General features: G+C 71.2%; 25 protein-coding genes. 12 read left to right on the top strand and 13 right to left on the bottom strand.

Annotation, left to right across the window (positions count from 1 at the left end; all coding sequences use genetic code 11):
* Window positions 1-71: 71 nt before the first annotated feature.
* The 4 genes from mycP to ACQEUR_RS15015 all read right to left on the bottom strand — a co-directional run bounded on the left by mycP (window position 72) and on the right by ACQEUR_RS15015 (window position 3313).
* A complete protein-coding gene (mycP, locus tag ACQEUR_RS15030) occupies window positions 72-1175 on the bottom strand; it encodes a type VII secretion-associated serine protease mycosin (RefSeq protein ID WP_433031026.1) in 1104 nt (367 codons plus the stop codon).
* Window positions 1176-1198: 23 nt separating this feature from the next.
* On the bottom strand, window positions 1199-2530 hold the full coding sequence (locus tag ACQEUR_RS15025; RefSeq protein ID WP_433030641.1) for a hypothetical protein: 1332 nt from the start codon (window positions 2528-2530) through the stop codon (window positions 1199-1201).
* Complete coding sequence (locus ACQEUR_RS15020; RefSeq protein ID WP_433030638.1) at window positions 2530-3009, bottom strand: hypothetical protein; 480 nt, start codon at window positions 3007-3009, stop codon at window positions 2530-2532. Before ACQEUR_RS15020 ends, ACQEUR_RS15025 begins: the two co-directional genes overlap by 1 nt.
* Before the next feature lie 91 nt (window positions 3010-3100).
* Window positions 3101-3313, bottom strand: a complete 213-nt coding sequence (locus ACQEUR_RS15015) for an acyl-CoA carboxylase epsilon subunit (RefSeq protein ID WP_433030635.1) — start codon at window positions 3311-3313, stop codon at window positions 3101-3103.
* Between the two features lie 89 nt (window positions 3314-3402).
* Between ACQEUR_RS15015 and ACQEUR_RS15010 the strand changes: the two genes are divergently transcribed.
* Window positions 3403-5556, top strand: coding sequence for a serine/threonine-protein kinase (locus ACQEUR_RS15010; RefSeq protein WP_433030632.1), 2154 nt, complete (start codon window positions 3403-3405; stop codon window positions 5554-5556).
* A gap of 57 nt (window positions 5557-5613) precedes the next feature.
* Window positions 5614-5868 (top strand): hypothetical protein, encoded by a 255-nt coding sequence (locus tag ACQEUR_RS15005; protein ID WP_433030629.1) that lies wholly within the window; start codon window positions 5614-5616, stop codon window positions 5866-5868.
* 144 nt (window positions 5869-6012) lie between these two features.
* Here the strand turns inward: ACQEUR_RS15005 and ACQEUR_RS15000 are convergent, their stop codons facing one another.
* A complete protein-coding gene (locus ACQEUR_RS15000; RefSeq protein ID WP_433030626.1) occupies window positions 6013-6444 on the bottom strand; it encodes a VOC family protein in 432 nt (143 codons plus the stop codon).
* Window positions 6445-6453: 9 nt separating this feature from the next.
* Entirely contained in the window at window positions 6454-6912 is a 459-nt protein-coding gene (locus tag ACQEUR_RS14995) for a helix-turn-helix transcriptional regulator (protein ID WP_433030623.1), read from the bottom strand.
* A gap of 171 nt (window positions 6913-7083) precedes the next feature.
* Between ACQEUR_RS14995 and ACQEUR_RS14990 the strand changes: the two genes are divergently transcribed.
* The gene (locus tag ACQEUR_RS14990; protein WP_433030620.1) at window positions 7084-7824 is read left to right on the top strand and encodes a M50 family metallopeptidase; all 741 of its coding nucleotides are present in this window, start codon (window positions 7084-7086) and stop codon (window positions 7822-7824) included.
* 46 nt (window positions 7825-7870) lie between these two features.
* Window positions 7871-8872, top strand: coding sequence for a ketopantoate reductase family protein (locus ACQEUR_RS14985; RefSeq protein WP_433030617.1), 1002 nt, complete (start codon window positions 7871-7873; stop codon window positions 8870-8872).
* Between the two features lie 129 nt (window positions 8873-9001).
* Here the strand turns inward: ACQEUR_RS14985 and ACQEUR_RS14980 are convergent, their stop codons facing one another.
* On the bottom strand, window positions 9002-10531 hold the full coding sequence (locus tag ACQEUR_RS14980; RefSeq protein WP_433031023.1) for an acyl-CoA carboxylase subunit beta: 1530 nt from the start codon (window positions 10529-10531) through the stop codon (window positions 9002-9004).
* A 160-nt stretch (window positions 10532-10691) separates the two neighbouring features.
* Between ACQEUR_RS14980 and ACQEUR_RS14975 the strand changes: the two genes are divergently transcribed.
* Window positions 10692-11627 carry a biotin--[acetyl-CoA-carboxylase] ligase gene (locus ACQEUR_RS14975; RefSeq protein WP_433030614.1) on the top strand — a complete coding sequence of 312 codons (936 nt, stop codon included), beginning with the start codon at window positions 10692-10694 and terminating at the stop codon, window positions 11625-11627.
* 144 nt (window positions 11628-11771) lie between these two features.
* A complete protein-coding gene (locus tag ACQEUR_RS14970) occupies window positions 11772-12347 on the top strand; it encodes a PH domain-containing protein (RefSeq protein WP_433030611.1) in 576 nt (191 codons plus the stop codon).
* Between the two features lie 28 nt (window positions 12348-12375).
* Here ACQEUR_RS14970 and ACQEUR_RS14965 read toward each other — a convergent pair whose 3' ends face one another.
* The 3 genes from ACQEUR_RS14965 to ACQEUR_RS14955 are packed head-to-tail and all read right to left on the bottom strand — an operon-like array spanning window position 12376 to window position 14292.
* The gene (locus tag ACQEUR_RS14965) at window positions 12376-12876 is read right to left on the bottom strand and encodes a MaoC/PaaZ C-terminal domain-containing protein (RefSeq protein WP_433030608.1); all 501 of its coding nucleotides are present in this window, start codon (window positions 12874-12876) and stop codon (window positions 12376-12378) included.
* Between the two features lie 8 nt (window positions 12877-12884).
* Window positions 12885-13682, bottom strand: a complete 798-nt coding sequence (locus tag ACQEUR_RS14960) for a GtrA family protein (RefSeq protein WP_433030604.1) — start codon at window positions 13680-13682, stop codon at window positions 12885-12887.
* A 55-nt stretch (window positions 13683-13737) separates the two neighbouring features.
* Window positions 13738-14292, bottom strand: a complete 555-nt coding sequence (locus tag ACQEUR_RS14955; RefSeq protein WP_433030601.1) for a GtrA family protein — start codon at window positions 14290-14292, stop codon at window positions 13738-13740.
* A 445-nt stretch (window positions 14293-14737) separates the two neighbouring features.
* Here ACQEUR_RS14955 and ACQEUR_RS14950 point away from each other — a divergent pair, with 445 nt between their 5' ends.
* The 4 genes from ACQEUR_RS14950 (at window position 14738) to ACQEUR_RS14935 (ending at window position 19542) form a co-directional block, all read left to right on the top strand.
* Window positions 14738-16588 (top strand): phosphoenolpyruvate carboxykinase (GTP), encoded by a 1851-nt coding sequence (locus tag ACQEUR_RS14950; protein WP_433030598.1) that lies wholly within the window; start codon window positions 14738-14740, stop codon window positions 16586-16588.
* Window positions 16589-16691: 103 nt separating this feature from the next.
* The gene (locus tag ACQEUR_RS14945) at window positions 16692-17591 is read left to right on the top strand and encodes a hypothetical protein (protein ID WP_433030595.1); all 900 of its coding nucleotides are present in this window, start codon (window positions 16692-16694) and stop codon (window positions 17589-17591) included.
* 14 nt (window positions 17592-17605) lie between these two features.
* Window positions 17606-18754: a geranylgeranyl reductase family protein gene (locus tag ACQEUR_RS14940; protein ID WP_433030592.1), complete on the top strand. Its 1149-nt coding sequence runs from the start codon at window positions 17606-17608 to the stop codon at window positions 18752-18754.
* Window positions 18755-18771: 17 nt separating this feature from the next.
* Window positions 18772-19542 (top strand): isoprenyl transferase, encoded by a 771-nt coding sequence (locus tag ACQEUR_RS14935; RefSeq protein ID WP_433030589.1) that lies wholly within the window; start codon window positions 18772-18774, stop codon window positions 19540-19542.
* A 39-nt stretch (window positions 19543-19581) separates the two neighbouring features.
* Here the strand turns inward: ACQEUR_RS14935 and otsB are convergent, their stop codons facing one another.
* The 3 genes from otsB to ACQEUR_RS14920 form a co-directional block, all read right to left on the bottom strand.
* Complete coding sequence (gene otsB / locus ACQEUR_RS14930) at window positions 19582-20406, bottom strand: trehalose-phosphatase (RefSeq protein ID WP_433030586.1); 825 nt, start codon at window positions 20404-20406, stop codon at window positions 19582-19584.
* A 73-nt stretch (window positions 20407-20479) separates the two neighbouring features.
* Window positions 20480-20851 carry a hypothetical protein gene (locus tag ACQEUR_RS14925; RefSeq protein ID WP_433030583.1) on the bottom strand — a complete coding sequence of 124 codons (372 nt, stop codon included), beginning with the start codon at window positions 20849-20851 and terminating at the stop codon, window positions 20480-20482.
* 159 nt (window positions 20852-21010) lie between these two features.
* A complete protein-coding gene (locus ACQEUR_RS14920; RefSeq protein WP_433030580.1) occupies window positions 21011-21451 on the bottom strand; it encodes a helix-turn-helix domain-containing protein in 441 nt (146 codons plus the stop codon).
* A gap of 264 nt (window positions 21452-21715) precedes the next feature.
* Here ACQEUR_RS14920 and ACQEUR_RS14915 point away from each other — a divergent pair, with 264 nt between their 5' ends.
* Together ACQEUR_RS14915 and ACQEUR_RS14910 are read left to right on the top strand one after the other, a co-directional pair.
* Complete coding sequence (locus tag ACQEUR_RS14915) at window positions 21716-22060, top strand: hypothetical protein (protein ID WP_433030577.1); 345 nt, start codon at window positions 21716-21718, stop codon at window positions 22058-22060.
* Window positions 22057-22389, top strand: a complete 333-nt coding sequence (locus tag ACQEUR_RS14910; protein WP_433030574.1) for a hypothetical protein — start codon at window positions 22057-22059, stop codon at window positions 22387-22389. Before ACQEUR_RS14915 ends, ACQEUR_RS14910 begins: the two co-directional genes overlap by 4 nt.
* Window positions 22390-22780 lie beyond the last annotated feature (391 nt).

Raw genomic sequence — 22780 nt, 5'->3', positions numbered from 1 at the left:
TCGCGTCGGCCCAGGCGCCTCGGGCCGGTCATCCCACCGATCGCCGCGCCGGGCCAGGCGCCTCGGGGCGGTCATTCCGCCGATCGCCGGCGCGCCAACAGTACGAGGAGCGCGATCAGGAACCCGAGTACGACGAGCACACCGACGGCACCGAGGCTGACGAGCACCGTCGTCGAGCCGCTGTTGTCCCGGTCGGGCGCCGCCGCGTCCGGATTGCCCGCGGTCGGGCTCGGCGCGGCGCTGGCGCTCGGTTCGGCGGCACCTTCCAGCGGCGGTACGTCCGCAGTCAGCGCCCCGACCAGGTTGAGTACGCCGTAGCCGTACTCCTCGTCCCGGCCGCGCGCCCCCTTGTCGGCGGCGGTGGCGGTGAGCCGATGCACGACTTCCCTCGCCGACAGGTCGGGGTATTTGCTCCGTACCAACGCCGCTGCCCCCGCCACAATGGCTGTGGCGGGAGAAGTTCCGCTGTTCGTTTCGTAACCGCCGCCAGGGGAGGTGCTGTAGATATCAACGCCAGGTGCAGAGATAACAATTTCGGAGCCGGTCGCCGCGAAGTCGGCTCGGTTTCCGCTCTTGTCGGCAGCACTTACTGCAACGACTCCAGCGTAGGCTGCTGGATATCCAACGAGGAAAGTGCGCGTATTGCCGCCCCCTGCGACGATGACTACGTCCTTCTCGAGCGCAGCGTTCACTGAGCTTTGTAACTCAGGGGTCGGCGTCCCCGCAGAGGCGATGCTTATTACCTTCGCGCCCTTTGAGACTGCCCAGTCTATGCCAGCCGCCGCGTTGTCCGGGTTGCTTGGGTCGGCCTTACTTACGTAGTCGATGGGCAAGAGTTTTGCGCTAGGGGCGATGCCAAGGACCCCGCGGCTTCCGGGACGCCCGTGACCGGCGATGAGGCCGGCCATCTGCGTGCCATGCCCGTCATCGTCTGCTTGGCCGTTTCCTCGCCCGCCAGGATGGATGTCGGTTCCTGAGAGGAGGTTATTGCGTAGATCGGGGTGGGGGTCGACGCCGGTGTCGATAACGGCGACGGTCACTCCCGCTCCTTGGGTGATCCTGTGGGCTTCGACCACCTTGAGGTAGCGCAGGTGCCACTGGTTGTCTCGCACCTGGTCGGCCTGGGCGGGAGTGGCGGGTAGGACGGCGACGGCCGTGGCACAAAGCAGTGCCACGGCCGCGCGGGTCGTGCGTCTGATCACCGATTGAAACCGATCGCCGGGCCGGGGTCGATGCGGCCGGTCTCGCGAGGGGGAAGCACGACCGGAGCCACACCCTCGTCGGTCTCCCAGGGGTTGTCGGGATCCCAGTGCTGGGAGGTCTCGTCTTCCTTCCGAGAGTTGCCGGCGCGTGCACCCGAGGCCGTGCCGAAGTTCTGGCCGGGCCGTTGCCCCGCACTCCCCATCGGCGATGTGCCTGCGCCGCCACCACCGATGACCCCGCCTACCGGGTTGATCCGTCGAGCGGGCGATGCTCCGGCACCCGGCTGCGCAAGTCCGGCCCCCGGCGCCCCACCGATCATGCCGCCGGGAGGCATCGCAGGCCGTGGCGGCAAGCCCGCATGCGTGCCTATTCCCGGCTTGATCGGCAAACCTTGACCGTTGCTGGGATAAGGGGACGGAGGCATTGGTCCTGGAAGAGGAGGCGGCAGGATCGGGCTCGGCCCCGGCCCCGGAGTGGGAGTGGGCGTAATGACCGGAGGAGGCGGCGGAGGAGCGGGAGGGGCGACCGGTCCCGCATTTCCGAGTACCGGCCCGCTCGAAGCGACCGGTTGCGTAACAGGCGAATAGGTGGAAGGGGGCGGCGGGGACGAGGGTGGTGAGTAACCTCCGCCGCCGTTGGACACGGGAACGACCGGCGGCAGCACCGGCGGGTTGGACCCAACGAATCCGCCGCCATCACCTGCCCCGGTTTCTCCTCCGGGCTCATTAACCCGGCCCAACTCCTTCGGTGGTGGCAGAGGCTTCCTAAGCTGCATCTGCGCCAAGCCGAGATCGTTGCTCAGGCTGTACATAATGGAGCGGGCCTGGTTGTTCAGGTTGTCCAGGTCGGCCTGCGTCGCTGGTGGGTCGCCAAGAGAGACGCCCGGAAGCTGTGAGTCACGCTCGAACGCGACCCGCTGATCGTAGTCTGCTTTCGCCTGCTTCTTGCTCAGGTACTCTTTGTGGATCTTTTCCAGATTGAAGCGGGAATCCCAGAGCGCCATGGTGACGCTCTTCAACGCCTGGTGGTTCGTCACCGCGGTGTCGTAGACATCCTGCACCTGCTTGATGATCGCGTCGAGCCGGACCACGTACGCCCGTGCCGCCTCGTTCTTCTCCGGTGACCACGCCTGGATCAGGTTATCCCGGTATTCCTTCATCCGGGAAAGGTGCATCGAACTCAGTTCGTACGTCTTCTGCCAACTGCCGACGTGCTGCCAGTGGCTGTCGGTCTGCTGGTTGGCCAGCTTCGCCCACATCTGCTCGACATCTTGCCCGTACCAGTTGGTAACGCCGGCGTATCCACCGCGCACGTCCGCGTCAAGCATCAGGAGGCTCCTGAGTGGTCAGTACTGCTGCCTGGTGTCTGAGGGGCACCTGTCGATCCCTGATCGGTGTGTGCCGCTGAGGTACCTGTATTTGTCACACCCGTTTGGTCCAGCGCCTGCTCAACGTCGCGGACGCGTGCGTGAGAGAACGCGTCGGAATTGCTGTAGTTCTCGCTGACCAGCTTCGCGGCGGTGGCCATGCCACCCGTCTTATTACCGATGTTCCAGACCCCGTTCGACGTCTCCTGCTGAACTTCCTGATGGCGCTGCAGGAAGGAGACCAGCTCGGGAAAGTCCGCCGGAGGGCCGGGCATCTCCACCATCATGTCGCCCTGCAGTTCTTTCATGTGGGGGACATAGTTCTTCCGTACTTCGGCTTCAAGCTCGGCGGCGAACTGCTCCATGCGCTGGATATCGGCTTCGATGCTGCCGCCGTAGTCGCGCAGCCAGGCCGGCCCGCGATCTTCCTCAGGTATCACTCGCTACTCCCCAGGTGTCACAGCGTACTGCCCCACTTGTAAGGCTAGTGGTTCTGGCCAGCGCTGGCAGCCCCGTTCGGGCACGTTTCGATCAACGTGGGAGGCCGGAGACCCGCCAGGCGTCGATGCCCGCCCGGGTCGGGACCGCGCCGGGGCGCGCGCTCCTGGCCCAGGTCGACACGGCGGCCGGTCGGGCCGGGGTGTCCGATCGGGATCGCAGGAGGACGGCGGCCACCAGGGCGGCCAACTCCTCTGCCGTCGGCGTCCCCCGGACCACCCGGAGCGCCGGCTCTCGCTCGAACATGCGTCGAGAGTACGCGTTGTCGGTTGCCGAACGTCTCAGATAGGCGTGCCGCGAGTGTGAGCCAACTTGTCGTTGGGTACCGTCCACGGGTGTCCAGTGCACCCCCTCAACTCATCGCTGACCGGTACCGCATCGTGGAACCGCTCGGTCAGGGAGGCATGGGTCGTGTCTGGAAGGCCCGCGACGAGGTCCTGCACCGCGACGTCGCCATCAAGGAACTGGTCCCTCCTCCCGGGTTGACCGAGGACGAGCGCCGGGAGATGCGCGAGCGGTCGCTGCGGGAGGCCCGGGCGATCGCCCGACTCAACCACGCCAACGTCGTACGGGTCTTCGACGTGCTCCGTACCGACGGTGACCCGTGGATCGTGATGGAGTACGTACCGTCGCGCTCGTTGCAGGACGTGCTGGCCAGCGACGGCCCGGTGTCACCGGTACGGGCCGCCGAGATCGGGCTGGGGGTGCTCGGCGCGCTGAAGTCCGCACACCGGGCCGGCGTGATGCACCGGGACGTGAAGCCGGGCAACGTGCTGCTCGGCGACGACGGGCGGGTCGTGCTGACCGACTTCGGGCTGGCCACGGTGCCGGGCGACCCGAACGTGACCCGTACCGGGCTGGTGCTGGGCTCGCCCGCGTACATCGCGCCGGAGCGGGCGAAGGACGGCACGGCCGGCCCGGAGGGCGACCTCTGGTCGCTGGGCGCGACGCTGTTCGCGGCGGTCGAGGGCCACTCGCCGTTCGCCCGCCCGTCCGCGATCGCGACCCTGGCGGCGCTGGCCACGGAACCGCCGCCGGCGTCGCGGCGGGCCGGGCCGCTCAAGGCGGTACTCGCCGGGTTGCTCCGCAAGGATCCGAGTGCCCGGGTCAACGCGGAGGTCGCGGAGCGGCTGCTGCGCCGCGCCGCGGGTCGCCGAACCCGCCCCGGAATGTCACTGCTGGACGGTGTACGGCGGCCGAGCCCGCTCGGTTCCCGCGAGCCGCGTACGAAATTTGTTCCGTTGCCGGCGCCCCGGCCGTCGCAGGATCAGTCTTCCGGGCCTCCGGCTGCGGCGCCGCCACCACCTGCGGTGCCGGCCGACGGCGTGACGAGGAAGCTCGACACGACCCCGCCGACCGAGCGGGACTCGTCGGCCCCGGTGGACCCGACGCCCCGCGTCGAGGCGGCCCCCGAGGCCCCGGCGGGGCCGACCGTCGTCGTTCCGCCCGTGCCGGCCCAGTCTGACGGCGCGTCGACGGAATCGGACGGCGGGCCGACGCAGCTCGACGTGTCGACCTCGACGTCGGCCCCGGCCCCGTCGACGCCACCCCCGGCCGAGCCGGCCGAGCCGGAGGCGGACCCGGTACCGGCCGGGCCCGCGGCAGCGGAGGCGAGCGCGGCACCGGCCGAGCCGGAGGCACCCTCGAGGCAGGCGCCGACGCCACCCCCGGCCGACGCACAGCCGACCGAGCTGGTCAACCCGCCGGTCCAGTCGATCGGGAGTGCCCCCGTCCTCGCCCCTGCCGCGACCGTGGACGAGCGGCGGGGACCTCTGGCGGGCAACCGCAAGCTGTGGCTGATCGGCGGACTGGTCGGGCTGCTCCTGCTGGCCCTCGTCGTCGTGGTGCCGCTGCTGAACCGGGACTCCGCCGAGAACACCGGCGCCGAACCGGGCCCGGGCGGCACCGGTGCGCCCGCCGCCAGCCCCTCGGCGGCGGCGACCAGCGCACCGCCGCCGTCTGTGGCCCCGACCAGTGCCGCACCGGCCCAGCCGCCGGCGACGCCGACGGCCGAGGGCCAGGGCGACCCGGTGGTACCGGCGGGTTGGGTGCTGCACAGGGACGAGACGGGCTTTTCGGTGCCGGTCCCGGAGGGCTGGACCGAGAGACGGGAGCCGACGGGCGAGCCGGGCCAGTTCCGGGTGTACTTCAACGACCCGCGCAGCGCGCGCCTGCTGATGATCGACCAGACCAACGACCCCCAGTCCGATCCGGTCGCGGACTGGACGAGGCAGGAGCGGGACCGCAGGGGCGACTACGACGACTATCAGAAGGTGACGATCCGGAGCGTCGACTACTGGGACGAGGCCGCCGACTGGGAGTGGCTGCACACGGAGGACGGCGTCCGGATGCACGTACGGAACCGGGGTTTCGTGACCGCCAGGGACAAGGCGTACGCGATCCGCTGGGACGCTCCCGAGAGCAGTTGGACCAGGGACCTCGCCCTGTTCGACATCATCGCGAAGGGCTTCCGGCCGGTACGCGATTGACAGGTGTGGCCGCCGGCCGTCGGGGTACTGCTGATCTCGACGGAGGAGGTACCACAGATGCGCTATCGACAATCCGCGAACAAGCCGAGCATTGCACTGTGGATGCTCGTCGCCGTCGGCGACATCGCGCTCTTCCTGGCGACCGCCGGAGTGGCCGTGATCGTGGCGATCGCCAGCGTCGTGACCGTGGCCGTCGGCGGCGGGTGGCTCCTGCTGCGGCGTCGCGTGGCGGACCGCGAGGTCATGCCGGCCCGGGTGGCTCTCGCCAGCGGGACCCGGCAGCGGGCCCGGACCGCCGGGCAGCCCTACTGATCCTGACCAGCAGATCAAGACTGATCCTGACCAGCAGGTCACGCTCCACTTTCCGAACCGGCGGGCGCGCCCGCGCGGCGGCCCGAGCGGTCAGCGGCGGCAGCGCCACCGCGACCGGTACGGCCGGCCGCCGGTGGGACTCGATCAGCCGACGTCGGCGCCCGTGAACTCCCGGGGCTCGACCAGCACCATCCAGTTGCCCGAGTTGTCCCGGGCGACCGCCTCCACGCCGTACGGGCGATCCTCCGGGGTCTGGATGAACTCGACACCCTTGGCGCGCAGGTCGTCGTGCGTCTTCCGGCAGTCGTCGACCCGCAGGCCGAGGGCGAACATGCCGCCCTCGTCCATCGCCCGGTTCAGCATGCCCGTCATCTCCGGCGAGTACGGCGGTCCGGGAATCGTCAGGTGGACCTGCAACTCGGGCTGGCTCGGATGCAAGACCGTGCACCAGCGGTACGAGCCGTCGCCGAGGGTGATGTCGGTGTGCTCGGCGAAGTCGAGAACGTCGATGTGGAAGGCCTTGGACGCGTCTATGTCCTGCACGAACACGCTGGTGATCGAGATGTTCATAATCATGCGACCAGGCTAGGAGTTCGGGTCGGGCGGCGGCTTCTCCTCGGTTGCGCGGTCGCGCCGCTCGGCCGGCCCCCGCATGAACACGAAGCGTCCCGGTATGCGCGGCGCGCCGGACACGGCCCATCGACGCTGGAACTCGCTCGGCGTCTCACCGACCAGCTCCCGAAACCGGCTGCTGAACGAGCCGAGGCTGGCGAAGCCGACGGCGTGGCAGACCTCGGTGACGGTGAGATTGGTCGCGCGCAGGAGGTCCTGTGCCCGTTCCACCCGTCGGCGGGACAGGTGGGCCGCGGGCGAGAGGCCGTACGTGGCGGTGAAGAGCCGTTGGAAGTGGTACTTGCTGATGCCGGCGACCCCGGCGATCGTCTCCAGGTCGAGCGGCTCGGCGTAGTGCCGGTCGACGTGGTCGCGGGCGCGGCGCAGGTGCACCAGCAGGTCGCCCGGGGCCCGGCGCGGGGCGGCGCCCACCGGCGCCATTCTAGGACGTCGCAGGGCCCGGGTACCGGGCCACGGCCCGCCGCCCGGCACCGGCGCCGCCCGGCTGCCGGGCAGGCCGCGACGATCGCTCCTCGGCGTACGGCGACCACGGAGCGTATCGACCTTCGGTGCAGAGGACGCGGTGGGCTAGGCTCGCTCGCTGTGTCGATCGACGGGCTGACAGACATCTGGGACCGGCTCCTCGGGGCGCAACCGGATCCACCTCCGTTACTGGTCCTGATCACCGGGCTGCTCGCGCTCGCCGTGGTGCTCACCCGGGTTCCGTGGCGGATCGGTCGCAACGCCATCACGATCGCCCACGAGGGTGGGCACGCGCTGGCCGCCCTGCTCACCGGGCGTCGGCTACAGGGCATCCGGCTGCACTCGGACACGTCCGGGCTCACCCTGTCCGCCGGACGGCCGACCGGCCCCGGCATGGTCTTCACCCTGCTGGCCGGCTATGTCGCGCCGTCGCTGGTCGGGCTGGCCGGCGCCTGGCTGCTCGGCGGCAACCGGATCACCCTGCTGCTCTGGGTGGCGGTCGCCCTGCTCCTCGCCATGCTGGTGATGATCCGCAACGTCTTCGGCATCGTGTCGATCGTCGTCACCACCGCCATCGTCCTCGGGGTTTCCTGGGCGGCGTCGCCGCAGGTCCAGGCCGCGTTCGCGTACACCGGGGTGTGGTTCCTGCTGCTCGGCGGCGTACGGCCGGTCGGTGAGCTGCAGACGCTGCGCCGCCGTGGCCGGATGCCGCAGTCGGACGCCGACCAGCTCGCCTGGCTCACCCGGGTCCCCGCGCTGGTCTGGGTCGGGCTGTTCGGCGTGGTCAACCTGATCGCGCTGCTCGCCGGCGCGGCCCTGCTCACCGGGCCGATACTCGACACCTCGGGCCTGCCCGGTTGACGGGTCCGAGCGGCGGCAGGCGATCTGCCCGAGGGGAGGAACGGCGATGCGCTACGTGATCATCGGTGCCGGTGCGGTCGGCGGCACCATCGGAGCCCGGCTGAGCCGGGCCGGCCGGGACGTGACGCTGGTGGCGCGCGGCCCGCACCTGGCGGCGATCCGGGAGCGTGGCCTGACCCTCGCCACCCCGGACGGCGAGTACACCGCCCGGGTGCCGGCGCTGGGTGACCCGGCCGGTGCCGACCCGGACGGAGCGCCCCGGTTGACCCCGGACACCGTACTGGTGCTGACCGTGAAGTCGCAGGACACCGAGGCGGCGCTGCGGTCCTGGGCGGACCTACCGGTGACCGGGGGCGGTACCGCCGCCGAGCGGCTGCCGCTGCTGACCGCGCAGAACGGCGTGGCCAACGAGCGCGCCGCCGCGCGGCTCTTCGAGCGGGTGCACCCGGTCTGCGTCTGGCTGCCGGCAACCCACCTGGAGCCGGGGCGGGTCGCGGCGAGCGGTCACCCGTACTCCGGGATGCTGCACCTCGGTCGTTTCCCGGACGGCGCGGACGACACCGACCGGGACATCGCCGCGGACCTCGCCGCCGCCGGCTTCCTCGCCCCGGTACGCGACGACGTGATGCGCTGGAAGTACGGCAAGCTGCTGCGCAACCTCGGCAACGGCGTGGAGGCGCTCTTCGGCCGGAGCGGGGAGGCCGGACTGTACGAGGCGGTACTCGCCGAGGGGGAGGCGGTGCTCGCCGCCGCCGGCATCCCGTACACGTCGAAGGCGGAGGAGTCGGCCGAGCGCGGCGACCGGGTGGCGGTACGCCCGGTGGCCGGCCAGGAACGGCAGGGCGGCTCGACCTGGCAGAGCCTGGCCCGGGCCGCCGGCTCGGCCGAGACGGACCACCTCAACGGCGAGATCGCGCTGCTGGGACGCCTGCACGGGGTGCCGACCCCGGCCAACGCGGCCGTGCAGCGGGCGGTACGGCGCGCGGTGCGGGAGCGGATCCCGGCCGGCGGCTACCCGAGGGCCGAGCTGACGCCGGCCCACGGCTGAGGGCACCGCCCGGGGCGCGGGGCGCCGGCCCGGCGTCGGGGCCGCCGCTGGGGGCGCCGGCCCGGCGTTGAGGCCGCCGCCGAGGGGCGCCGGTCCACGGCGCAAGGGCGGCCGGGGTGGTCCGGCGGGTCAGAGCGGGATGTTGCCGTGCTTCTTCGGCGGCAGCGTCTCCCGCTTGCTGCGCAGCACGCGCAGCGCCCGGACGATCTGCCCCCGGGTCTGCGACGGCATGATGACCGAGTCGACGTAGCCGCGTTCGGCCGCGATGTAGGGGTTGGCCAGGGCGTCCTCGTACTCCCGGATCTTCTCCGCCCGGACGGCGGCCGGGTCCTGCGCGGCGGCCAGCTCACCCCGGTAGAGGATGTTGACCGCCCCCTGCGCGCCCATCACCGCGATCTGGGCGGTCGGCCAGGCGAAGTTGAGATCGGCGCCGAGGTGCTTGGAGCCCATCACGTCGTACGCGCCGCCGTAGGCCTTGCGGGTGATCACGGTGACCTTCGGCACGGTCGCCTCGGCGTACGCGTAGATGAGCTTGGCGCCGCGCCGGATGATCCCGTCCCACTCCTGGCCGGTGCCGGGCAGGAAGCCGGGTACGTCCACGAAGGTGAGCACCGGGATGTTGAACGCGTCGCAGGTGCGGACGAAGCGGGCGGCCTTCTCCGACGCGGCGATGTCCAGGCAGCCGGCGAGATGCGTCGGCTGGTTGGCGACCACGCCGACCGGCCGGCCCTCGACCCGGCCGAAGCCCACCACGATGTTCTGCGCGTAGAGCGGCTGGACCTCCAGGAACTCGCCCCCGTCGAGCACGTGCTCGATCACCTGGTGGATGTCGTACGGCTGGTTCGCCGAGTCCGGGATCAGCGTGTCCAGTTCGCGGTCGGCGTCGGTGACGTCGAGTTCGGCCGGCGCGTCCAGCAGCGGCGGCTCGTCGAGGTTGTTCGCCGGCAGGTACGACAGCAGCGCCCGGACGTAGTCGATCGCGTCGTCCTCGTCGGCGGCGAGGTAGTGCGCGTTGCCGCTGCGGGTGTTGTGGGTACGGGCCCCGCCCAGCTCCTCGAAGCCGACGTCCTCGCCGGTCACCGTCTTGATCACGTCCGGCCCGGTGATGAACATGTGCGAGGTCTGGTCCACCATCACGGTGAAGTCGGTGACCGCCGGCGAGTAGACGGCCCCGCCCGCGCAGGGGCCCAGCACGAGCGAGATCTGCGGGATCACCCCGGAGGCGCGGACGTTGCGGAAGAAGATCTCCCCGTAGCGGCCGAGGCTGACCACGCCCTCCTGGATCCGCGCCCCGCCGGAGTCGTTGATGCCGACCACCGGGCAGCCGATCTTCATCGCCAGGTCCATCACCTTGACGATCTTCTCGCCGAAGACCTCGCCGAGGGAGCCGCCGAAGACCGTGAAGTCCTGCGCGAAGACGCAGACCTGGCGGCCGTCGACGGTGCCGTAGCCGGTGACCACGCCGTCCCCGTACGGGCGGGTGCGGTCCAGCCCGAAGCTGGTGGAGCGGTGCCGGGCCAGTGCGTCGAGTTCGACGAAGGAACCCGGGTCCAGGAGCAGGTCGATCCGCTCCCGGGCGGTCTTCTTGCCCCGGGCGTGCTGCTTCTGCACCGCCCGCGCCGACCCGGCGTGCACCGCCTCGTCCGTGCGCCGCGCCAGATCCGCGAGCCGTCCGGCGGTGCTGTGCGGGTCGGCGGCCGGGACGCCGTCGGAGGAGCCGTTCGGGTCGACCTGCGCGGTGCTCTGCTGCCCGTCCACGTCGGTGATCGTAACGATGACCTGCGGGCGGGCCGTCGTCGGTGCGCCGTACGCTGGCCTGATGCCGGGATCGCCGTACACCGACCTGGACCGGCCGCCGCTCGACGAGCGGCGGTTGGCGCGGGCCCTGATCACCCCGGACGGCCTCTGGACCCGGCTCGTGCTGCGCACCGAGACCGGCTCGACGAACGCCGACGTGACGGCGGCGGCCCAGGACGGGGAGCCGGAGGGCCTGGTGGTGGTCGCGGAGCGGCAGACCGCCGGGCGCGGTCGGCGCGGCCGTTCCTGGGAGTCGCCGGCCCGGGCCGGCATCGCGACCAGCGTGCTGCTCCGGCCCGGGGTGGCGCAGCCGGGTCGGCACTGGCCCGCCGTGCCACCCGCCCGGTACGGCTGGTTGCCGCTGCTGGCCGGCGTCGCGCTGGTCGAGGCGGTGGCGCTGCTGGCCGAGTTGGACGCCACGCTGAAGTGGCCCAACGACCTGCTCGTCCGGCCCGGTGCGGGCGCGGGCGACGGCGCTGCCGGTGCGCCCGGTGGTGCCGGCGCCGCGGCGGACGAGGCGAAGTGTGCCGGCATCCTGGCCGAGGGGGTCACCTCGGCCGCCGGAGCGCCGGCGGCGGTGGTGCTGGGGATGGGCCTGAACGTGACGCTGCGCGCCCACGAACTGCCGGTCAACCCGACGGGGCTGCCCGCCACCTCCCTGCAACTGGCGGGGGCGGCCGCCACCGACCGGGATCCGCTGCTGCGGGCACTGCTGCGCGGTGTCGCCCGCTGGTACGGGCAGTGGCGGGTCGCCGGGGGTGACGCCGGGGCGTGCGGGTTGCACGAGGCGTACCTGCGGCACTGCTCCACCGTCGGCCGGGAGGTACGGGTGCTGCTGCCCGCCGGCGACGACCTGCGCGGTACCGCCCGCACCGTCGACCCGGACGGTCGGCTGGTGCTCGACACGGCGGCGGGCGAGCGGCGGATCGCGGCCGGGGACGTCCTGCACCTGCGGTGACCCCGGCCGATGTCGACGGATCTCCCTTAAAGCCCGGCCGATGCGGAACCGGACGCCAAAAGACTCGCCACCGGTTGCCGCGATTCGTGGCGGCGACCCGCTACGGTCACCGGCGGACATCCGTGTACGGACGAGGAGGTTGGGGTGGCTTTCCCTGAGGACGTGCTCACCAAGGACGAGCACGTCGTTGCGCACCTGCACCCGCACTGGCGGGCGCTGATCCGGCCGGTGGCGGTGCTGGTCGTGGCCGTCGCCGCGGTGGTGGTCGGCCTGGTGCTCCTCCCGTCGACCGGTGCCGGCGCGATCGGCGGTTACCTGGTCGCCGCGGTCGCCCTGGTGCTGGTGGTGCTCTTCGCCGTCCGGCCCTACCTGGTCTGGCGGACCACGCACTACCTCTTCACCAACGAGCGGGTGCTGTTGCAGCAGGGGGTGTTCTCGCGCGACCGCCGGGACATCCCGCTGGGGCGGATCAACGACCACTCGATGAACCAGCGTTTCACGGAGCGGCTGTTCGGCTGCGGCACCCTGACGATCGAGTCGGCCGGCGAGCGCGGTCAGTCCGTCCTGGTCGACGTGCCGGGGGTGGAGAAGGTGCAGACCACGCTCTACGAGCTGATCGAGGCCAACCACGACAAGCACTCGCTGGGCGACGGCGAGATGCGCGAGATCATGGCGGACGTGGTCGACGGCAAGCCGCTGCGCGAGGAACAGCCGAGCTAGCGGCGTGTCGCCGGTCGCCCCGGGCGGGTCAGCCCGGGGTGACCGGATCCCGCATGACGAACCAGCCCCGGAAGCGGGTACGCAGCACCTCGCGTTCCGGCTGCCCGTTGCCGTCCAGCCGGTCCATGCTGCCGGTGAGGGTGACCGTACCGAATCCGGGCCGGGCGCTGGACGGCTTGCTGCCCAGTACGGCGAGCCGGACCGCGAGCCGGTCACCGGCGCGTACCGGGGCCAGCCAGCGCAGTTCCTCCAGGCCGGGTGAGGCGTCGCCGGCCGCCCGGGACAGCACGTGGTCGACGTAGGCGCGCATGAAGAGGCTCACCGTGAAGAACCCGCTCGCGATGAGCCCACCGTGGTGACTCCGGCGGGCCTGCTCCTCGTCGACGTGGTACCACTGCGGGTCGAACCGTTGCGCGAAGGCGACCATCTCCTGCCCGTTGACCGTGGTGACGCCGAGGTCGAAGGAGCGGCCCGGGGTCAGGTCCTCGAAGAAGAGTTCGGCCGGCGCGCCGGTGCCGGAGCGCAGCACGGCGGCGCTCAGCGGGCCGGCGAACGCCGGTTCGCGGCGTTCAGCTCGGCGGCGAGTTCGGCCTCCAGTGCGACATCGATGGCCGCGGCGAACTGCTCCTCCAACGGTTCGACGGAGGGCTTTGCGGCCCGGTCACCCGGCTGAGTGCCGGTGGCGGCGCGGGGCGCGGGTGTCGCGGGCGCGCGTTCGGGGTCCGCCTCGGTGAACTCGGCGACGGCCTCGGCAAGCTCGGCCACCGGGTCGAGCGCGGCCGGCCGCTCGGACGTTCCCGCCCCGTCGGTGCTGTCCGCCCGGCCGCCGGTGTCGGCCGCCGGGGTGGGTCCGGGCGTCGTGCCGGGTCCGGGCGTCGGGGCGTCGGATGCGCTCGGCGCGGCGGCCTTCTGGAAGACGAAGGTGCGGTAGGACCAGAACCGGAAGATGGTGGCCAGGCCCACGCCTACGGTCTTGGCGACGTTGAGCGCGAAGAGGCCGCTGATGCCCAACCCGTACTTGGCCACCGCCAGCACACCCAGCTCGATGGCCAGACCGGTGGCGTTGAACAGGAAGAACAGGGCGGTTTCCCGCCGCATCGCCGATTTGGGACGGTCGCGGTACGTCCAGTGGCGATTCAGCAAATAGGACGTGCAGGTGGCGACGACCGTCGCGATGACGTTCGCTTTCAGTTGCCCGTCGACGAACACGGTGAGCGCCAAGGTGTTGAACACCGTGTAGTTGACGACGGCATTGATGCCACCGACGGCGCCGAATTTCAGCACCTCCTGGAGCAACCTCTGCCAGCGCTCGGGCAACAGTCGGACGAAACGCATTCGAACACCTTAAGGCAGATGGGCGGAGCGGGTGCGCCGACCGTACGGCGTCGGCTCAGCGGCCGTGCCGCTCGTCACTCTGGGTAATCGCGTCCGGCGCGTCGGAGGCGGCGGGGCCGACGAAGACGAACCGCCGGTAGGACCAGAACCGGAAGAAGGTGCCCAGGGCGGCACCGACGATGTTCGCGGCGATGTTGTCGGCGATCAGCGACTTGAACACGCCGGGCCAGATGCTGCCGAGGCCGTAGTGGCTGATGGCCAGGCAGGCCAGGCCGATGCCGAGCCCGACGGTGTTGAAGAAGAAGTACAGGGAGTATTCGCGGGCCATGCCCGAACGCTCGCGGTGCCGCCAGGTCCAGAACCGGTTGCCGACGAAGGCGACGGTGGCGGCGATGGCGGTGGCGAACGCCTTCGCCGACAGGGTCTCCCAGCCCAGGTGCGCGTTCGCGTAGTTGAACAGCGCGAAGTCCACCACGAAGGCGACCGCGCCGACAGCCCCGAACTTGCCCATCTCATGGATCAGATGGCCGAACCGGTCCAACAGGATCCGGAGGAAGCCGCGCCGCGTGCCCGATGGAGTCGGTTGGTCGCCGGTGACGGTCGAGGACACACCGTCGAGCCTACCGGCTGGCGATCCCGCTCACTGGCTGCAACGGCGACTTGCGTACGACCGATCCGTCGCGGGTTTCCACTGTCGTCTTCCGGGGCGCGCGCTGTCTGGCGGGTCCACCGGGGCGGGTCGGTCGGCGCAGATCTGTGGAGTTCGCCGGATACCGCTCGGCTGTGTCCACGACGGCGGATAGCGTGAGCACGTCGTGACGCACTGGGTTGGTGCCGGAGAATTTGCGTGAAGCTGCGCGTGGGAGCGAGGAAAGGCTCGCCTTACGGCAGGTCGGCGCGAGCTTGTGCAGTTCTTCACAACGAGTCTCGCCGCCCCGAACGGTCGCTCGGTTTACGCTGATTGAAATCCCAGGCTCTCAGGACGCGAGGTGCTCGGCCGTCCGCCGACACCGCGCGCCCTGGAAACGGTCAGCGTCGACCAAAGGAGATATGTCATGGCAGCTCCGGCTACCATCCGGGGGCTCGATCAAGCTCCGACAAGTCACCCCAAACTGCTCGCCTGGGTCAAAGAGATCGCCGAACTCACCAGTCCCGACCAGGTGGTCTGGGCCGACGGCTCCGATGCGGAATGGCAGCGTCTGACCGAGGAACTGGTCGAGTCCGGGACACTGGTACGGCTCGACCCCCAGCGCAAGCCCAACTCGTTCTGGGGTCGTACGGATCCCTCCGATGTGGCCCGCGCCGAGGACCGTACCTTCATCTGCTCCGTCGACGAGGCGGACGCCGGCCCCACCAACAACTGGATGGCCCCGGCCGAGATGAAGAGCGTCATGACCGACCTCTATCGCGGTTCGATGCGCGGACGGACCATGTACGTCATTCCGTTCTGCATGGGACCGCTGGAGGCGGAGGAGCCCATGTTCGGGGTGGAGATCACCGACAGCCCGTACGTGGTCGCCTCGATGCGCATCATGACCCGGATGGGTGAGACCGTCCTCGCCGGCATGGGGGACAACGCCGGCTTCGTCCGCGCGCTGCACTCGGTCGGGGCGCCGCTGGAGCCCGGTGAGCAGGACGTGTCGTGGCCCTGCAACGACACGAAGTACATCTCGCACTTCCCGGAGACCCGGGAGATCTGGTCCTTCGGCTCCGGCTACGGCGGCAACTCGCTGCTCGGCAAGAAGTGCTACTCGCTGCGGATCGCCAGCGTGATGGCCCGGGACGAGGGCTGGCTCGCCGAGCACATGCTGATCATGAAACTCACCTCGCCGGAGGGGCGGGTGCACTACATCGCCGGTGCCTTCCCCTCCGCCTGCGGCAAGACCAACCTGGCCATGCTGGACCCGACCCTGCCGGGCTGGAAGGTCGAGACCATCGGTGACGACATCGCCTGGATGCGCTTCGGCTCCGACGGGCGGCTCTACGCGGTCAACCCCGAGTACGGGCTCTTCGGCGTCGCGCCCGGCACGGGCTGGAAGACCAACGCCAACGCGATGCGCACGATCGAACGGGGCAACTCCATCTTCACCAACGTCGGACTCACCGACGACGGGGACATCTGGTGGGAGGGGATGGGGGAGCCGCCGGCGCACCTCATCGACTGGAAGGGCCGGGACTGGACGCCGGAGAGCGGCGAGCTCTCCTCGCACGCCAACAGCCGGTTCTGCACCCCGCTCCTGCAGTGCCCGATCGTGGCCGACGAGTTCAACGACCCGCACGGCGTACCGATCGACGCGATCCTCTTCGGCGGCCGGCGCAAGGACACCATCCCGCTGATCACCGAGGCCCGGGACTGGGTGCACGGCGTCTACATGGGGGCGACGCTCTCCTCCGAGACCACCGCCGCGGCCTCGGGCGAGGTGGGTGTGGTGCGCCGGGACCCGATGGCGATGCTGCCGTTCATCGGCTACCACGCGGGTGACTACTTCCGGCACTGGATCGAGATGGGCAAGGGCACCGACGGGGACGAGGCCAAGCTGCCGAAGATCTACTACGTCAACTGGTTCCGGAAGAACGCCGACGGCGAGTTCATCTGGCCGGGCTTCGGCGAGAACTCCCGGGTCCTCAAGTGGATCGTGGAGCGCCTGGAGGGGCGGGCGGACGCGGTGGAGACGCCGGTCGGCTTCGTACCCAGCGCCGGCGCCCTCGACGTCGAGGGGCTCGACATGGACCCCGAGGACCTGCGGATCGCGATGCGGGTCGACGTGGCGGAGTGGCGCGAGGAGTTGCCCCGGGTCACCGAGTGGTTCGAGCAGTTCGGCGACAAGCTGCCGGGCGTGCTCTGGGCCGAGCTGGACGCGCTGCGGGCCCGGCTCGACGACGAGGCCGCCCGGCAGCCGCGCTAGACGTAAGGAAGGGCCCCCTGTTATCGCTTTTTGTATAGGAAGGGGCCCTTCCTAACACCCGGACCGGGTGCGGTGGTGGGCCGTACCGGGCATCATCGTCGGCATGACGACGGCCGCCGCGATCCGCTCGCGGCGGCCGTTCGCCGTCCGCGTGCTGATCTGGCTGCTGGTCGCGACCGCGGCGGCGACCGTCGTGGTCGACGTGCTCAACTGGTGGTACGCCCCGGAGCGCGGCTTCGGGCTCGCCGTGCGCAGCGGCTGGGCGCTGCTGCGTACGCTCGGGTTCCTCGTGCTGGTCTGGCACGTGCGCCGGGGACGGGCCGGGGCCCGGCCGTTCGGGCTGATCCTCGCCGTGACCACCGTCTTCGCGGTCGGCCGGTTGATTGTGCCGCGCGCGGGCGTGCCGCCGCTGCCCGGGGTGCTCGGCTTCGCCGGGCTGACCGCGCTCTGCGCCGCGGTCGTCTGGTTGCTCTACCGGTCGGCGTCGGTACGGGCGCACCTGGTCCGGCACCCCGCCCGGCTGATCGTGGACCGGCGGGGGCTCTCGTTGCGGGAGAGCGCCCCCCGTCGGCCCGAACTGACCGGCTGGCTGATCACCACCCGGGTCGCGGCGTTCAGCTACGGCCCGCTGACCCTGGTGCCGTGCCTGGTGGCAATCGGCACGATCTTCGACGGGCGGTTGGTCGCCGCGCCTACCGTGGTGCTGTGGTTCGTCGTCGGTATCGCGGTCAGTTACGCGGTGCTGTTCGGCACGTTCTTCCTGCTTCGCGGCAAGCGGTGGGCGGCCGGGCTGCTCGTGGCGCTGACCGCGCTGGTACTGCTGGTGAACCTGCCGCTGTGCTGGGCGCTGCTCGGGCTCGACGGCCTGCTGCGCGACGGTGCGCCGCTGGTGCTCGCCGCCACGATGGCGCTGTACGGGCTCTGGCGGGCCGGTGGGGCCCGCCGCGCCGACCCGGGGCCGGCGGTCCCGGCGGACCGGTGGGTCGGCTCACCGGCCGGGTGAGTTGAGGGGCGGCGATGGAGACCGTCGACGTCGCGGTGGTCGGGGCCGGCCCGGCCGGGGCGAGCGCCGCGCTGGCCGCCCGGCGGGCAGGGGCGAGTGTGCTGCTGCTGGACCGGGCGGACTTCCCCCGGGACAAGGCGTGCGGGGACGGCATCGCGGCGCACGCGCTCGACGTCCTGGCCGAGCTGGGGGTGCCGGACCCGGTGTCCGGGTTCGTCCCGGTTCCGGCGCTGCGGCTGGTCGCCCCCGACGGCAGCGAGGTCGCCCGGCGGTTGCCGCGCCCGGCGTACACCGTGCCGCGCCAGGTCTTCGACGCCCGGCTGGTGGCGGCGGCGCTGGCCGCCGGCGCCCGGTTCCGCCGGCACCAGGTGCGCCGGGTGGTGGTCCGGGACGGCCTGGTCCTCCTCGACGGCGCGGTGGCGGCGCGGGCGGTGGTCGGCGCCGACGGTGCCGGTTCGGCGGTACGTCGCGCGCTCGGCCACGGCGCCAACCCGGACGGACACCTCGGGCTGGCCATCCGCGGCTACGCCCCCGCCGGGGTCGGCCCGGTGGAGCAGCGGATCGTCGCCTCGGCGGTGCACTGGCCGGGCTACGCCTGGTCCTTCCCGATCGGGGACGGCCGGGCGAACATCGGGTACGGGGAGGTGCTGGCCGGCCGGCCGCTGCGCCGGGCGGAGCTGCTGGACCGGCTCGCCGCCCTGCTGCCGGAGGTCGATCCGGCGACCGTGACCGGGCTGCGCGCGCACCACCTGCCGTTCTCCACCCGTCGCCCGGTGCCGGGCCGGGGCCGGATCGTCCTTGCCGGGGACGCGTTGTCGCTGGTGAACCCGTTGACCGGCGAGGGCATCTTCTATGCGGTTCTCTCCGGGGCGCTCGCCGGGGCGGCCGCCGCCAACTCGCCCGGGATCGCCGCCGGCCGGTACGCCGCCGCGCTGCGCCAGCGGCTCGGGGCCCATCTGCGGCACAGCGCCGTGGCGTACCGGCTGGCGCGGAGCCGGCCCATCGTCGACGCGGTCGTCCGGGCGGCCGGCCGGGACGAGCGGACCTTCCGGGTGCTGGCGGAGTTGGGCCTGGGCGACGGGCGGCTCGACGTGCGGACATTGACCAGGGTGGTCGGTGCGCTGCCCGGCGCGGCCGGGCGGCACTTCCGGACGGGAGTTTGATCGGTAGTCTGCAAGGGATGAGTCTGCGGGACCTTATCTACTCGGTGTATGAGCGCCGTCTCCAGGCGAAGCTCGCCGGCAAGCCCGTGCCGAAGCATGTCGGGGTGATGTGCGACGGCAACCGGCGGTGGGCCAGGGAGATGGGTTTCGTCGACCCCAACGACGGGCACCGGGTCGGCGCGGCCAAGATCAAGCATGTTCTCGGCTGGTGCGACCAGGCCGGCATCGGGCACGTCACGCTCTACCTGCTCGCCACCGACAACCTGCGCCGTCCGGCCAGCGAGCTGGATCCGCTGGTGCAGATCATCGAGGACCTGGTGGTCGAGCTGGCGGAGGAGGGCAACCCCTGGCGGTTGCGCATGGTCGGCGCGCTCGACCTGCTGCCGGCGCAGACCGCCGCCGCGCTGAAGTCGGCCGAGGAGCGGACCCGGGACCGGGTCGGCGGGGCCCAGGTCAACATCGCGGTCGGCTACGGCGGGCGCCGGGAGATCGCCGACGCCGTCCGTTCCCTGCTGTACGAGCACGCGGCGTCCGGCGGCACGATCGAGGAACTCGCCGAGGTGCTCGACGTGGAACACATCGCGGAGCACCTCTACACCCGTGGGCAGCCCGACCCGGACCTGGTCATCCGGACCAGCGGGGAGCAGCGGCTCTCCGGCTTCCTGCTCTGGCAGTCGGCCCACTCGGAGTTCTACTTCTGCGAGCTCAACTGGCCGGACTTCCGGCGCGTCGACTTCCTGCGGGCCCTGCGTTCGTACGCCAACCGGCAGCGCCGCTACGGCGCCTAGGGGTGACCGCCCGGCCCGGTCCCGGCCGGCAGGGGCGGCTCAGCTGATCTGGTGCACGGCCTCGGTGAGGAAGTCGCCGAGCGCCTCCGGGGATTCGATGTCCAGGTCGGCGGCGGTGGAGACCTCGTCGCCGGTCTCCGGGTTGGCGACCGCGACGCAGATGCCGAAGAAGTCCGGATCGGCCTCCTCCTGGGCCCGCAGCGCGGCGAAGGCCTTGATGTCGGAGACGTCGTCGCCGAAGTACCAGGCGCAGCCGGCGGAGCGGACCGCCTCGCCGATCACCATGCCCTTGTCGCGGTCGACCGGCGGCTTGAGCTCCAGCACCATCCGGCCGACCTGGAGGCGCAGGCCGAGCCGCTCGGCCTGGTCCCGACCCCACCGCTCGATCGCGCCGGCGAGGTGCGGAGCGGTGCGGTAGTGCAGGGCGACGGAGAGGCGCTTGTATTCCACCAGCGCACCGTCGGGCAGCTCGTCGCGGCCCCGGTCGGCCAGCTCGGCCATGGTCGGCACCCAGGGCAGGGCCGCCTCCTCGGTGACGGTCTCCCCGGAGGCGTGGCGGTGCTCCAGCCCGTAGAGGCCGTAGAGGTCCACCCCGTCGAGGCCGGCGAAGCGGTCCCGGAGGAACTCCACCGGCCGGGCCGAGACGATCGCCACCCGCTGCACGACGGCGCTGAGGGAGTCGATGGCGGCCAGCACCTTCGGCGCTGGTTCGACCGCGGTCGGGTCGTCCCGCACCGGGGCGAGGGTGCCATCGAAGTCGAAGAAGAGTACGCAGCGCTCGGCCCGATCGGCGGTCGCCCGCCAGGCCTGCTCCGCGGTCAGGGGACGGGGCAGGCGTTGGTTCCCCGCGTTGATCGGCCGCACGGGCGTCAGCGTACCCCGGGCGATCGCCGCCGCAGCGGCGGTCCGGTGAACCCCGGTCGTCGCTGGCGGCGGATCAGTCGTCACCGCCGAGCATGGCCCGGCGACCATGCAGGCGCGGCCCGATCGACACCACGGCGGAATCCTTGCCGCCGTGGCTCAGCAGATAGCCCTCGACGAAGCCCGCGTTGCGGTCGCCGGCGTTGTGGTCGAGTTCGTTGAGCCGGTCGATGAGAAACTCGGTGAGCGCGGTGATCCGCCCGTCGATCCGCTCGTGGAGTTCGGCGACGACGGCCAGGACGGTGGCGGTGCCGGCGGCGGCAACGGCGAGCACGTTCACCAGAAACGGAACGGGGTCGCCGTGCACCGTGCCGACCGCCACGTTGGCGGTCACGAACAGGGTCAGGGACACCGTCGCGACGAGAACTGCCATCCACTTCAGGGTCATGGCTTGACCCTCCTTCTGTCCCGCAGGGCTGGGTTCGGCCTTGTCCCGTCCCCCGCCGACGACGAGCCCAAGCAGTACAAAAACGCACGTTAGCGCGACTATTCGGCTACCGGACCGGGATGGCTGGGGCCACCGTGCGAAGTTGCGCCATCTGAGTAACTAGCCGGCCTGTTTCCGCCCTTTTCGGACATCTGTCGGCAGAGCCGGACGGTATGCGAGGTATCTGATGGTTTCCCGGATGTGAAACTTCTCCGCCTCGGAGACGTTCGGATCCACCAGCCGGCGCAGCAGCGCCTCGACGTCCGGGTCCATCGGGGGTGCGCTCGGTGCCGGCCGGGCGGGCGTGCTCCGGTCCCAGCCGAGCACTCCGAAGGCGACGCTCGGGTTGAGCCCGAGCCCCTCGCAGAACGCGACGACCCGCTCGGCCTCCGGGTCGTTGGCCCACTCGCCGCGTACCCATCGGTTGATGGTCTGGCGGGAGACGCCGGTGCGCCGGGAGACCTCCGTACCGGTCCAGGCGCGGGTGACGCGGGCGTCGTCGAGGGCCTTGCGTACGAAGGCGGCGAAGGCGATTTTCCGTCCGTGGGCGCGGTCCGGCACCTGCCGACGGTACGGCCAGCTGCCCGGATCCGGGGGGACCCGGGCCGATGTGTATTGCGTGTGTGACACAACTTCACATTTACTCCGGTCGGCCTTACGGCTTGTGTCGAGGGGTATCACCTGGTCACAATAGATGTACGTAGGTGTGGGGGTAATCAGACGAAAAGCTGATACTGTCACGCGTATGGGACGTTCTACGGTTTGTCTCGTGCTTAGGACATTTCGTGCACACGTGGGTCACTCCCTCGTGACAGGAGGAGCCGGGTGACCGAAGTAGCAACCCGTGCCCAGGCATTCGGACTGATCGCCGACGGCGTCGCCGCCGGCCTCAGTGCACCATGGCGGCTGTACCTCGCCCGGGGCTGCCGTTATCTCTCGCTGAACGTGGGCGACCGGGCGGAGTGGAACTCGTGGCGGACCCATCTCGGCTGCCCGGAACTGAGTGTCCGGGTGTACGACGCGGGCGGCGAGATCCGGCGCGCCTCCGTCGCCGAGGTCGTCCTCGACGGCTGCCGGATCAGTGTGGAGCTGGTCGAGGAGGTGAGTACGGACGATCTCGATCGCCTGCTCATCTCCGACCCGACCTCCTTCGGGTCGGAGGAGACGTGAGCCCTTTCTTTGTCATCTTTCTCGTCCTGCTGCTCGGTTCGGCGAGTTACGCGGCCGGTCGGCTGCACGGGCAGCTGAGTTACCGGATCGGCTACCGGTTCGGCTACCGGCAGGGTTACTTCGACGGCGACCGGGGGGCATGGAACCGTCGTCGTCGGGAGGCGCAGGCGGCCATCGCCTCGGTGCTGGCGGTGCCATCACCCACCACAACGCACAACGCCCACACCGTCGTAGGTCAGGGAACGACATATACGGGCGCCTCTTTCGCGGGGACCGCGACCAACGGCGGACGGCACTCCACCGACGCCCTAGCCGGGCGGCACGTCTAGCCCGCGGCGCGGTGGGGTGAGCGGTCACCCGCGAATGCGGTGCGCAGGTCCGTTCATCGGACGCGCACCGTCGGGATCACCTCAGACCGGTGACGGTGATCCCGCCGGCCGGGATGCGCGCAGGGGGCATGCATCCCGGCCGGTCCACCGGCTCCGCCCAACCCGGCCCGCCGAGCGGCCGGGCCGGGACCGACCGGCGCATGCTGAGATCCACAGCGCGTGCTGAGATCCACAGCGCGTGCCCTAGCCCAAGCCGGCGTCCGGCCGCTAGCGTCTAGGCATGGCCCGGGGTCGTCCCGAGCCAGCCGGCCGGCCCGGACCTTGCGACTGCACGCACGGGGCCCGCATCCGACCCCGTGTCTCCGGGCACCGGACGAGGCGGATCGCGGGT

Source organism: Plantactinospora sp. CA-290183, assembly GCF_050936375.1.
Taxonomy (GTDB): Bacteria; Actinomycetota; Actinomycetes; order Mycobacteriales; family Micromonosporaceae; genus Plantactinospora.
This window is presented reverse-complemented; position numbering and strand designations above follow the sequence as displayed.